The organism is Cloacibacillus sp., from assembly GCF_020860125.1.
In the GTDB taxonomy this organism is placed as follows: domain Bacteria; phylum Synergistota; class Synergistia; order Synergistales; family Synergistaceae; genus Cloacibacillus.
Window position 1 is genome coordinate 42746 of the sequence record NZ_JAJBUX010000070.1, and the last position, 11926, is coordinate 54671.

At 57.8% G+C, this 11926-nt stretch carries 14 protein-coding genes; 8 read left to right on the plus strand and 6 right to left on the minus strand.

What is annotated here, in order from left to right; translation table 11 throughout:
* Positions 1-15 precede the first annotated feature (15 nt).
* Complete coding sequence (locus LIO98_RS08970; protein WP_291955763.1) at positions 16-327, minus strand: hypothetical protein; 312 nt, start codon at positions 325-327, stop codon at positions 16-18.
* 78 nt (positions 328-405) lie between these two features.
* Between LIO98_RS08970 and LIO98_RS08975 the strand changes: the two genes are divergently transcribed.
* The 3 genes from LIO98_RS08975 (at position 406) to grdD (ending at position 3644) form a co-directional block, all read left to right on the plus strand.
* Complete coding sequence (locus tag LIO98_RS08975; protein ID WP_291955766.1) at positions 406-651, plus strand: helix-turn-helix domain-containing protein; 246 nt, start codon at positions 406-408, stop codon at positions 649-651.
* Positions 652-936: 285 nt separating this feature from the next.
* Positions 937-2469, plus strand: a complete 1533-nt coding sequence (grdC, locus tag LIO98_RS08980; protein WP_273309096.1) for a glycine/sarcosine/betaine reductase complex component C subunit beta — start codon at positions 937-939, stop codon at positions 2467-2469.
* Positions 2470-2480: 11 nt separating this feature from the next.
* Positions 2481-3644, plus strand: a complete 1164-nt coding sequence (gene grdD, locus LIO98_RS08985; RefSeq protein ID WP_291955773.1) for a glycine/sarcosine/betaine reductase complex component C subunit alpha — start codon at positions 2481-2483, stop codon at positions 3642-3644.
* A 97-nt stretch (positions 3645-3741) separates the two neighbouring features.
* Here the strand turns inward: grdD and LIO98_RS08990 are convergent, their stop codons facing one another.
* Entirely contained in the window at positions 3742-4494 is a 753-nt protein-coding gene (locus tag LIO98_RS08990) for a protease inhibitor I42 family protein (protein WP_291955776.1), read from the minus strand.
* Between the two features lie 206 nt (positions 4495-4700).
* Complete coding sequence (locus tag LIO98_RS08995) at positions 4701-5663, minus strand: threonine/serine dehydratase (protein ID WP_291955779.1); 963 nt, start codon at positions 5661-5663, stop codon at positions 4701-4703.
* Between the two features lie 586 nt (positions 5664-6249).
* Between LIO98_RS08995 and LIO98_RS09000 the strand changes: the two genes are divergently transcribed.
* On the plus strand, positions 6250-6936 hold the full coding sequence (locus LIO98_RS09000; protein ID WP_291955782.1) for an epoxyqueuosine reductase: 687 nt from the start codon (positions 6250-6252) through the stop codon (positions 6934-6936).
* 52 nt (positions 6937-6988) lie between these two features.
* On the opposite strand, the gene LIO98_RS09005 is transcribed toward LIO98_RS09000, so the two are convergent.
* Genes LIO98_RS09005 through LIO98_RS09015 form a run of 3 tightly spaced genes read right to left on the minus strand, consistent with a single transcriptional unit; the run spans position 6989 to position 8359 of the window.
* Positions 6989-7411: a protease inhibitor I42 family protein gene (locus tag LIO98_RS09005; protein ID WP_291955785.1), complete on the minus strand. Its 423-nt coding sequence runs from the start codon at positions 7409-7411 to the stop codon at positions 6989-6991.
* A 1-nt stretch (position 7412) separates the two neighbouring features.
* Positions 7413-7844 carry a protease inhibitor I42 family protein gene (locus tag LIO98_RS09010; protein WP_291955787.1) on the minus strand — a complete coding sequence of 144 codons (432 nt, stop codon included), beginning with the start codon at positions 7842-7844 and terminating at the stop codon, positions 7413-7415.
* An 8-nt stretch (positions 7845-7852) separates the two neighbouring features.
* Positions 7853-8359 carry a nitroreductase family protein gene (locus LIO98_RS09015; RefSeq protein ID WP_291955798.1) on the minus strand — a complete coding sequence of 169 codons (507 nt, stop codon included), beginning with the start codon at positions 8357-8359 and terminating at the stop codon, positions 7853-7855.
* 170 nt (positions 8360-8529) lie between these two features.
* On the opposite strand from LIO98_RS09015, the gene LIO98_RS09020 reads away from it, so the two are divergent.
* Genes LIO98_RS09020 through lsrF form a run of 4 tightly spaced genes read left to right on the plus strand, consistent with a single transcriptional unit; the run spans position 8530 to position 11445 of the window.
* A complete protein-coding gene (locus tag LIO98_RS09020) occupies positions 8530-8850 on the plus strand; it encodes a hypothetical protein (RefSeq protein WP_291955789.1) in 321 nt (106 codons plus the stop codon).
* Positions 8851-8905: 55 nt separating this feature from the next.
* On the plus strand, positions 8906-9907 hold the full coding sequence (locus tag LIO98_RS09025) for a dihydroxyacetone kinase subunit DhaK (RefSeq protein ID WP_291955791.1): 1002 nt from the start codon (positions 8906-8908) through the stop codon (positions 9905-9907).
* Between the two features lie 16 nt (positions 9908-9923).
* On the plus strand, positions 9924-10559 hold the full coding sequence (gene dhaL, locus LIO98_RS09030; protein WP_291955793.1) for a dihydroxyacetone kinase subunit DhaL: 636 nt from the start codon (positions 9924-9926) through the stop codon (positions 10557-10559).
* A 13-nt stretch (positions 10560-10572) separates the two neighbouring features.
* Positions 10573-11445 (plus strand): 3-hydroxy-5-phosphonooxypentane-2,4-dione thiolase, encoded by an 873-nt coding sequence (gene lsrF, locus LIO98_RS09035; RefSeq protein WP_291955795.1) that lies wholly within the window; start codon positions 10573-10575, stop codon positions 11443-11445.
* Positions 11446-11926: the final 481 nt, after the last annotated feature.

Below are 11926 nucleotides of genomic sequence, written 5' to 3' on the forward strand. Positions count from 1 at the left end.
GCCGAACGGCAGCCCTTAGATGGACGGCCGGCGCGGAAAATTTCTTTGCCGGAAGAAAATTTCCGCCGCCGCGGGAAGGTTTAGCGAACGCGCTGCGGAAGCCGTTACAAAACTACCATTTTGGGCTGTCTGCTTTTTAAGGTAACCCCGATATTCCTCCTCCCTATTTGAAGGCGCGGCCTGTGAAAACGCAGGCCGCGCCTTTTTAAGAGGATTTAATAAAGGCGCTTGATACCGGCGGCCGCGTTTGTTCGAAAGGGGGTAATGAAAATAGACCGTTTGTCTCATTGTCAGCCATGCGAATATAGAGAAGACTATGATCTCCATGACGATATAAAGACATATGGAGATATGTTGTCCGTATTGGGGCTGCTGTCAGAAAACTCCCGACGTGATTTTACCTCCATGGTCTTACGGGATATCGACAGACGGTCGGACTACAAAGCTATACGGGACACCTTTATGGAGTGGTGCGAATCGCCGTTTTCAAGCAGCGGTTCCGTGCGCCGCCTGCGCCTTCATAGAAACAGCCTCCAGTACAGGCTTAAAAAAATCAGAGCTTTGACGGGAAAAGATCCCTGGAAATTTAAAGACGCCTTTGACCTCTGGGTGGCATTCTCGCTGAAGGATATGGAAAACCTTAAATCATAAAGCCTTCGCCCGCGTAAGGGGCAAAGTGGGAAGCGATAATGGAATGGCAGGCCCGCAAAAATCGGTTGATTTTGAGCGTCATTTCCTCGTATTTTATTCCAAATTACCTTTTCTAACCGTGAAAAGGGGCAGAGTATGTGAAATATTATTCATAAGCATAAAGACATATCAGGAAAAATAAAATATACTATCTCGTAAGATATGGTAATATGGAGTTTGTTGTAAAGTTATATACGGTCAACAGAGATAAATTACGCGATCAAACCAACAGGAGGAGTAATTAAAATGCCAAACGCAGCGATCAAAGCGGCAGCCTATTCATTAAACCACACACCCGAGCTCGGCCTCTGGTACGGCAACACCCCCTTTGTAGAGAGGGAGACGCACCCCGATTCAGAATTCCTCAAAGAACTTCCCAAATACCAGCAGAACTACCACGAAGCGGCCAGTTACGCTCCGAACCTCACATACATCGGTGCCATGGAGATAGAGGACTTTGAAACGCGTCCCCAGCCCTGGTACAAGAACCTTGAGCCGCAGGAGATCCGCTTCGGAAAATACGGCGAGATCATGCCCGAAGACGAGACGATCGCCTTCCTCGACATCTGCGACGTATTCGACCTTATCTGGCTTGATAAGGATTTCTCCGCCGCCGTCAAGGAAAAGATCGCCAAGCACCCCCTGATGCGCGAAGATATCGTAGCGCGCCTTGAGGCGGGCCACGACGCGGCTGAGATAGAGAACGAAGTCAAGACGGCTGGCGCGCTGCCCCTCTATGTCGACGGCAAGGTAGTCGGCTGTGCGAGAAGGGGACACGAAGTGGACCCGAACCTCACCGCCTATGAGCTGCTGGTGAACATCACCTGCAAGGCGAGCGCCGTGCTTTCACTGCTTCACCTCATTCAGAACAGCGGCATGAAGCCCGAAGATATCGACTTTGTCATCGAATGCTCGGAAGAGGCGGCCGGCGACATGAACCAGCGCGGCGGCGGCAACTTCGCGAAGGCCATCGCAGAAATAGCTGGCTGCGTGAACTCCTCCGGCTGCGACGTGCGCGGCTTCTGCGCGGGCCCCGTCAATGCGGTCCTCTCAGGCGCTTCGATGGTCGCCGCGGGAACCCGTAAAAACGTCGCGGTCATCGCGGGCGGCGCGATCCCCAAGCTCTACATGAACGCGCGCGACCACGTTAAGAAAGAGCTTCCAGCCCTTGAGAACTGCATCGGCTCCTTCGGCGTCCTCATCGTTCCCGACGATGGCACCCTGCCCGTGATCCGCCTCGACGCGATCGGAAAGCATACGGTCGGCGCTGGCGCTTCGCCGCAGACCGTCACCTCCGTCCTCACCTACGAGCCGCTCCAGAAGGTCGGACTGACATTTGCCGACGTAGATAAATTCTCACCGGAGCTCCACAACCCCGAGATCACCCTTCCCGCGGGCGCGGGAGACGTGCCGACGGCGAACTTCAAGATGATCGCGGCCCTCGCGGTGATGAAGAAGGCCATCGAAAAGGCCGACATGGTGAAGTTCACAAAAGAACATGGCATGACGGGCTTCGTCCATACGCAGGGACACATTCCCTCCGGCGTGCCGTTCATGGGCCACGCCGCCGACGCCATCAACGCCGGCAAGATGACCCGCGCGATGATCATCGGTAAGGGCAGCCTCTTCCTCGGACGTCTGACCAACCTGGCCGACGGCGCCTCGTTCCTCATCGAGAAGCCGCAGCCCAAGCAGGCGGAAGCCACCGTGAGCAAAGAAGAGATCCGCGAACTCATTCTTGAGAGCCTCGGAGAACTTGCCGCTAGCCTCAAAAAGTAAGGGGAAAAACAATGACAGATAACGCATCCGTAAAGGCCTTGATAGGCGACATACTGGGCGAAATAATAGAAGAGGCCAAAGAGGGCGGCGGCAAAAAGACTAAAGTCGGCCTTATGGCGTACGGCAGCGAGCTCGGCCAGGAAGAGCTCTGCCGCGGCGCGCGCCTCGCGATGCAGAACGATCCCAGTGTGAAAGTATTCTGCATCGGTCCGAAACTCGCGGGCTACGAAGACCTCAACTGGGTCGAGACGGCGGCGGACGAGCACGAAATATCCGCGGCGATGGAAAAGGCACTGAGCGACGGGATCATAGAAGGTGCGGTAGCCCTCCACTACCCGTTCCCCGTCGGTGTAACCACAATAGGAAAGGTATTTACGCCTGGCAAAGGGAAACCGTGCTTCGTAGCCTCCTCTACGGGCACGTCCTCCCCGGTCAGGACGGAGGCTATGCTCCGCAACGCCATCTACGGTATCGCGGTGGCGAAGTCCGCCGGTATACTGGAGCCGACGGTCGGCGTCCTCAACCTTGACGGCGCTCAGACTGTTCTGCGCGCCCTTCAGAAGCTTAAGGACAACGGCTACGGCATCAACTTCGCGGAGAGCATCAGAAAAGACGGCGGCGCGATCCTTCGAGGCAACGACCTGCTCGCCGGCGCGGCCGACGTCTGCGTGACGGACACCCTCACAGGGAACGTCCTCATGAAGCTCTTCGGAGCCTGGACCACCGGCGGCAACTACGAAGCGATGGGCTGGGGTTACGGCCCCTCCGCCGGAGAGGGCTGGAACAAGGTCATCTCGATCATCTCCCGCGCCTCGGGCGCTCCCGTTATCGCCTCCGCGCTCTTGCTCAACGCGAGCGCCGCGAAAAACGGACTTCCCGCGATCGTGGCGAAGGAGCTGGCGGCGGCTAAGGCAGTTGGACTTGACGATCTCATCGAGGCCATGCAGCCGAAACAGGCGGCGGCCGAAGAAGATGTCAAAGCCCCCGCGGCCGAACCGACAGACGAAGAGATCCACGGCGTCGACGTCCTTGAGATAGAGAATGCCGTCAAGGCTCTCTGGAAGGCCAGCATCTACGCCGAGTCCTCAATGGGCTGCACCGGCCCCGTCATCAAGTTCGCGAAGAAGAACGAAGAAAGAGTCAAAGAGGTTCTGGTCGCCGCCAACTACCTCTAATAGCGGCAGACTGCGAAAAAACTTCCCATAAATAAAAAAGACGCCCCGGCATTTTTGTCCGGGGCGCCTTTTGTCTGCCGCGGCGTTTTGTGAAACGCTAGGCAAGCCCCCAGGCGGCCATCTCTAATAACCGCAGCAGCCATGAGGCAATTATTAGCCATAGGGCAAGCAAAAATGAGACCAAAATAAATCCCGCGGGGCTGTCTTTGCACAAGGACCAGTAATCCTTCTCTTTGGCCCTCGAAACATGGACTACGATGAATACAAGGCAGAGATGTAACAAATTAAGGAGCCAAAATATCCGTGGTTTATTTTTATACAGATCTATCATAACCTCGGCTCTTTCAAACCGCGTGCCAAAAAACAGCAAGACCCAGGGGCGTCTGTGAAAACGATGCATGGCCGACATGGTGACCCAAAACTTGGATTCGTAGGGATTATTTACATAGATATTCACACAGCAGACGGCGTAAGCTGCCGGCTTATGCTCCCAGGGACGCTCGTATTTTAATATTATATGGGTATGTCCCGTTACGTCTCCATAATGTTTTGTTGACGTGTGGTATCTGCGCCTTTCAATGCCGGGCGTGTCAAAGGGGCCTCCAGCGGCTGCCTTCGCCTTAAAGGTCGAGGAGACGAATGTTATTCCCTGCGGAAGGCGCTGGTATTCGCGCCATACGTGGCCCGTAGCCGGATTTGCCTCAAGGCTTATCACAAAGTCGCTGTCGTAAAATGCCGTAACTTCAATATATCTGACATCAGTCTCCTTCGTGACGGGAAAGGGCAGATCGAATTTGTGACGCATCTGTGCATGTGCCGCCGCAAACGGATAGATGAGAACAGCAAGCAAAAGGAGAAAGAACAACCTCTTTTTAATATATCCGCCTCGAAAGATATAATAGGGCATATATCCCCGCCTCCCGGGATAATCTATATAACTATCAATTTATTCGACACGAAAATTTATATAAATATCTACCGCGGCATCCTCTTTCTGTCAAGGGTTATAGGAAAAACGGCGGAGACGCCAATCAGCCTGTGTCTCCGCCAACCGCTTTATATACTTACGTCCCGCAGGATTTCCAGCTGCTCTAGTCCCACGTTGCCGCCGGAGATGAGCAGGCAGACCTTCTCATCCTCCCTTACGGAGATACGTCCCTCGAGCAGCGCGGCTGCGCCAATGCAGGAGGCTGGTTCGGCGAGCAGCTTTCCCTCAGTCAGCAGCAGCTTCATCCCCTTTTTGATGTACTCCTCCGAGACGCGGGCGACCCCCTCCACGTTGGCCTGCACGACGGGAAAGTTCCTGGCCCCAGGCGTCTGCGAGGCGAGGGCGTCCGCCAGCGAGCGCCGCTGCGGAACGGTGACACGTTCTCCGGCGGCGAGGCTCTCGCTGTAGCGCGGCAGTATATCAGGCTCCGCGCCGACGACGCGTATCTTTCCCTCCGAGACGGCCTTCAGCGCGGTGGAGAGACCGCCGATCAGTCCGCCGCCGCTGACAGGGGATATCACGCAGTCTAGACCAGGCTCCTGTTCCATGATCTCCAGACCGGCGGTGCCCTGACCGGCCATTATCTCGTAGTCGTCGTACGGCGGCGCCATCGTTCCGCCGCGCTCGCGGCAGATATCCTCGGCGATCCTGAAACGCTCGGAGGTCTCGCAGAGCACGACCTCCGCCCCGAGTTTCCCGATCGCCTCGATCTTATTCCGCGGCGCGGTCCGCGGCATGACGACGGTGCACTTCGCCCCCAGCAGCCCCGCGGCGTAGGCGAGCGCCTTCCCGTGATTGCCGGAGGAGGCCGCGACGACGCCGCGGCCAAGCTGCTCGGCGGAGAGCGACAGCAGCTTATTGACGGCCCCGCGCAGCTTGAACGAGCCCGTCTTCTGCATAGACTCAAGTTTTGCGTAGACCTGGCATCCGAGGTATTGATCCAGATTACGAAGCCTTATCAGCGGCGTCTCCGTGATATACGGAGCGATGCGCTCTCTCGCCTCTTTTATCTGACTGAAGGTGAACAGCATATGAAGCCCTCCCTATTTGATTTTTCTCTATCATACAGTCGCGGCAAATAATTGTAAAACGGCACGCTCTATCCCGGTACAAACGCATAAATAATGGCCGGAGGCGATAAACAGCGGTTTAGCATCCAGCACGTCTAAACGCCGATTTAGCTTTTTCCTTTGTAGCCTCCCTCTTTGAGGGAGGTGGATCGCCGCCGCCTTTGCGGCGAGACGGAAGGAGTGTTGCTCTGTTTGGCGCGGTTCCTGCGCCAAACAGAGCTCGCGGCAAAAGCCGCGGAAGAACCGAAGGTCAACTCTCCCTCAGTCTCGGCGAAAAAACATCGCCGAGCCAGCTCCCTCAGAGAGGGCGCCTTTAAGAGCAAGGGCAAAAGCAAAACCGCTATTTATCTCTTTTTCCTCTGGGGAATAAACCGCTGTTTATATCCTTTTTGACTCTTGCTGATGTGTTTACCACACTGTCTCTCATCGCCTGGCTTCATTGCGAATGAAGCATTTCACGGGAGGAAATCCGGGCGGCATGATGTAAAATTTACCGAGAACCTTACGGTCCGCATCATATATTCTTTAATATTGGAGGACGCGCGGCATGCTGTCGGAGGAATTCAAAGACTTTTTATATGGTATCGGCGCGAAGCTCGTCGGCTTTGCGGATATGGGCGGCGTGGCTGGGTGCGGCTATCCGCGCGCCGTCTCGGTGGCGCTCCCTGTACCGCCGCACATCCTGCGGGAGATTGCTGACGGCCCGACAAAGAGCTACTATTACATGTACCATGAACTTAACAACGGGCTGAACCGGATAGTGACCTCCGGCGCGGAATACCTGCGCGGACGCGGCTATTCCGCGCAGCCGCAGACGACCGACGCCGTGAGCTATGACGCGGACTGCCGCAGCGCCCTGCCGCACAAAACGGTGGCGGTGCGGGCCGGTCTTGGCTGGATCGGCAAAAGCTGCCTGCTCGTCACCCCCGAATACGGCTCCGCGGTGCGCATCTCTTCGCTGCTCACAGACGCGCCGCTTGCCTGCGCCTCATCCGTGAGGGAGCCGCTCTGCGGCGGCTGCGGCCTCTGCCGCCGCTCCTGCCCTGGGCAGGCTTTGAGCGGTCTTTTGTGGAACCGCGCCGTTGACTGCGACCTGATTGTGGATACCGAAAAATGCACACATAAGCAGCGGGAGCTGATGATGTTCCGCACGGGCATAGAGGCGGACATCTGCGGCAAATGCTTCGTCGTCTGTCCCTACACGGCGAAATATCTCAGCGCCGCGGAAAAATAGGCGGCGATAAAAAACGCCCTCCGGAGCGGCGGGCGCGGTATTTCCGTTATATCTACAGCTGGCTTGGCAGCTTCACATACACGCAGCAGACGGCATAGGCCGCCGGCTTGCCCTCCCACGGGCGCGCGTACTTCAGGATGATGTGGTTGTGTCCTGTGGCGTTCGCGTGATAGCGCAGCCGCTCCCTTCCCTCGGCGCCGGGCATGGCAACGGCGGGAGGATCATAGGTGCGCGAGACGAAGGAGATCGCCGATGGCAGACCGTCGTAGTCGATCCACGTATAGCCTGTGGAGGGGTTAGCCGCGAGCGAAATCTCAAAGTCGTCGTTGAGGAAGGTCTCCGCCTCCAGATAACGAACGTCGGTCGCCTCCGTCACGGGAAATGGCAGGACCATCGCATGACGTCTCTCCGCCTGCGCGCGGCCCGCCGAAAAGAGCAGCGTCAACGCGCACAGAGCGATGATAAATCTATACATCCTACTTTAGCCTCACATTCAGACTGAATATTACATATATCAGCGGAGTCTCGTCGCCGGGCCGCGCGTAGCGGAAGATGATCCTGTTGCGTCCCGTGGAGGAGGCGTGATAACTCCTGGTCTCGACCGCCGTCGGCGTCATGTCTGGCGATACCGCCTGCCTCTGGGTACTCGACACCGAGACGAGAGAGACCCCCGGCGGCAGGGAATTATAGAGGCTCCACGAATATCCCGGCAGAACGGGGGCTTCGAGAGTGAGCGTGAAATTGCCGTCAAGCTCCGCCTCCACCGCGGTCTCCCTGACGTCGGTGCTGGCGGTCTTTGGAAGCGGTTTTTCCGTTATATAACGCCGCGCCGCCTCCGCGCCGCTGGCCGGGAAGACAAGCATCGCGGCAGTCGCAAGTAAAAATAATATCCTCCCGGCAGCTTTCATTTTACCGGCTATTCCTTCCAGCAGCCAATGTGGAGGATGGAAGAATCCACGCCTCTGTGCGGCTCCTTTTCCTCGGCGGCGTGGCCGATCACGGCAATGCCGCAGACCTCCACGCCCTTCGGCACCTTGAGCGCCTCGCGTACCTGCGGCTCCTTCGCGGGGCGCGCGTATACGCCGTACCAGAGTGAGCCGAGCCCCATCTCCGTCGCCGCGATCAGGATATTCTCCATTGCCGCGGAACAGTCCTCAAGCCAGGCGCCCTCCTGGTCGTAGCCGCGGCGGTCGGCACAGACGGCGATAGCCCACTGCCCCTCGATAAAGGGCTCCTTTTGCGCCACCTTTTCCGCGAAGCGCGCCATCGCCTCTTTATCAAGCAGGATGAAGCGCACGGGACGCCTGTTCATCGCGCTCGGCGCGGCGGCTCCCGCTTCGACGATCCTCATCGCGCTGTCGGCGGAGACCTTTTCTCCCGTAAACTTTCTAATGCTTCGGCGTTTCATGATTGCAGAAACCATATCGATCACTGTCCTTTTCTTTATCGGTTTTTCATCTCCATTATATACAAAACAGGGGAAAAATGCCAGACGGCGGCAAAAAAGTGAGGTACGTAATAATACGGCTATGTTAAAATATAGGGACAGCGAATATACACCAGCAGCGCAAAATGACGAAGGAGGACTATGCAATGGCACAGTACATGCACCTTGGCGTTCCGGTGAAGACGCCGCAGCCCAATGAAGTATACTCCCCGGAGATGAAACTTTTCCTTACCGACCCGAAGGACCACCCCTATCAGTACGAATGCCTGCGCTTCGAGCCGGATTCGCCGATGCCGGAGGATCTTAAAAACTACCCCCACGTAGCCTACAAGGTCGACGACCTCAACGGCGAACTTGCGAAATGCGAGAAGATCGTCCTGCCCGTGACGCCGGTCGACGAAAAGACGAAGATCGCCTTCGCCTGGCGCGACGGAGTTCTCTTTGAACTGATGGAGTGCGCGGACTAAGCCGCGAACGCCGCCGCAGGGAACGAAACTTAGGCTAAATAGGAGGAAACATAAAATGGCAATGAAAAAATTTATCAACAACTCAGAGACGCTCACCAAAGAACTGCTTAAGGGTATGGCGCTCGCCTTCCCCGACAAGATTGAAGTCCGCGAGAATAACCTCGTCATCAACAAGAACATGGAAAAGGCCGACCGCGTCCACATCGTCACCCTCGGCGGCGCGGGGCATGAGCCCGCGCTCTCAGGCTTTGTCGGCGACGGCATGTTTGACATCTCCATCGTCGGCGACGTATTTGCCGCTCCCGGACCGGCCGCCTGCTTCGAGGCCCTCTCCCTCGCCTCGGCCCCGAAGGGCGCTCTCTTCGTCGTGCTCAACCACGCGGGAGACATGATGGCCGCCGAAATGACGATGGAACAGGTGGAGGACGCTGGGATCAAGGTGGCGCGCGTCACGACGCAGGAGGACATCTCCAACGCGCCGCGCTCCGACTCCGACAACCGCCGCGGCCTCGTCGGCTGCATCCCCCTCGCGAAGATCGCGGGCGGAGCCGCCGGTATGGGCAGGGATCTTGAAGAGGTGCGCGCCGTCGCGCAGAAGTTCGCCGACAACATGGCGACGATCGCCGTCGCCTGCCGCGGCGCGACGCATCCCGCCAACGGCGCCGAGATATCGCGCTTCGGCGAGGACGATATGGAGATCGGTATGGGACAGCACGGCGAGGGCGGCGGCGGACGCATGACGATGAAGAGCGCGCGGGAGACCGCGGCGATCATGACCCAGGCGCTGCTTGACGACCTTTCAATTAAAGAGGGCGAGGAGGTCATGCTCATCGTCAACGGCTCCGGCGCGACGACGCTCATGGAGCAGCTCATCGTCTTCAAGGACTGTGTCGAATACCTCAAAGGCAAGGGCGTCAAAGTCGTCGCCTCGCACGTTGGGGAGCTGCTCACCGTCCAGGAGGCGGCGGGCTTCCAGCTCTTCATGGCGCGTATGGACGGCGAGCTGCTCAAATACTGGAAGGCTCCCTGCGACACGCCCTACTACACGGTGAAATAGGGCGGCTTGCGCGGCGATGGAAAAACTCACATACGGACGCTTTGTAAAGATGCTCGGCTGCGCGGCCTCGGCGATTACGGACGCCAAAGACGAGCTGACGGAGCTTGATTCACAGATAGGCGACGGCGACCACGGAACGACGATGGTCAAGGTGATGGAGACGGTGAAGGCGACCGCCGAGGGCTGCCAGGGGAACGACTTCAAGGGGATGCTCTCGGCCGTCGGCATGGCCGTCCTCAACATGGGCGGCGGGGCGACCGTGCCCCTCTTCGGCTCGCTCTTCTCCGGCATGGCACGCGCCGTCCCCGAGGGAGCTGCGGAACTTACGAAGGAGCAGCTTGCGGAGGCCTTTAAGAGCGGCGAAGCGAGGCTTCTGAAATTCTCCAAGGCCCCCCTCGGAGGCAAAACCATGGTCGACGCGCTGACCCCAGCGGTCGCGGCCTTCGCGGACTACGGCGGCGGCGACATCGCGGCGGCGCTTGAGGCGGCCCGTCTCGCGGCGCACGAGGGCTGCATGAAGACGAAGGACTATGTGGCGCATTTTGGCCGCGCCAAGAACCTCGGCGAACGCGCACTGGGCATCCCCGACCCCGGCTCGGTCTCGGTTTCGATCATATTCAAGGCCTTCGCGAAATCGGCGGCCGAGGAATAAGGAGTGTCTTAAAATGGTAGACAAGATAGGGAATATCCTGGCGAAAGACTACGGCCTCGACAGGCCGGTGGAGCAGAAGAGCTTCTACGTCAAGGGGGCGGAACACTGCGATTGGGGCATGAAAGACCGCCTCGCGCGCATCTTTGACCCCAAGAGCGGACGTACCGTCATGCTAGCCTTCGACCACGGTTACATCATGGGGCCGACCGCGGGGCTCGAGCGCCTCGACCTCGCCATCCCGCCGCTCGCGCCCTACGCCGATGTGCTGATGGCGACGCGCGGGGCGATCAAGAGCTGTGTGCCGCCCACCTTCAACAAGGCGATCGCGCTGCGCTGCACCACCGATACCAGCGTGCTGCACGAAGACCTGAGCTACGGTCACGTGGGAGTGGACGTGGAGGACGCTATTCGCCTCAACGCCTCCTGCATCGTCGTCCAGACTTTCGTCGGCTCCAAAAACGAGGTCGGCAGCTTCAAAAATCTCAGCGATATGATAAACGCGGGTAACCGCTACGGCATCCCCGTGATGGGCGTTACCGCCGTCGGCAAAGAGATGGAGCGCACCAAGCGTTATTTCCAGCTCGCGACGCGCATACTCGCCGAACTCGGCGCGCAGGTGATCAAGACCTACTACTGCGAGGGGTTCGAGGAGGTCACCGCCGCCTGCCCAGTGCCGATCGTCATCGCGGGCGGCAAAAAGACGCCGGAAAAAGAGGCGCTGGAGATGGCCTATAACGCCATTCGGGACGGCGCGGCGGGTGTGGACATGGGACGCAACATCTTCCAGTCGGAGAACCCCGCTGCGATGCTGCGGGCCGTGCGCGCCGTAGTGCACGAGAACGCGAGCGCCGAAGAGGCGTATGATCTGTTCTTGTCCCTGAAATAACGGAAATCGGCGTTTATAAGCACGATTTGCGTCATAACTTCGGGCTCTGGCATCCTCACCGTATGAAGATACGGTTCCGGTACCAGAGCCCAAAGTTATTTAGCAACTCGCACTTCTAAACGCCGATTTCCTTCAGGTGGTAAAAGAGATAAATAGCGATTTTTTTTTGCGCCCTCTTTGAGGGAGCTCCCCGCGAAGCGGGGTGAGGGAGTTTTGGCCTTATATTCTCCCGCGGCTTTTGCCACGGGCTCTGTATGGCGCGGTTTCCGTACTAAACAGAGCAACACTCCTTCCGTCTCGCCGCAAAGACGGCGGCGATCCACCTTCCTCAGAGAGGAAGGCTTTAAGAAAAAAACCGCTATTTATCATTTATCATATCGAAGCTAAATCGTTATTTACAGTTTTTCCAACCCGAAGGAAATTGGTGTTTAGAAGTGCGAGTTGCTAAATAAAATGGGGGCTCCGATACCGGAACCGTATC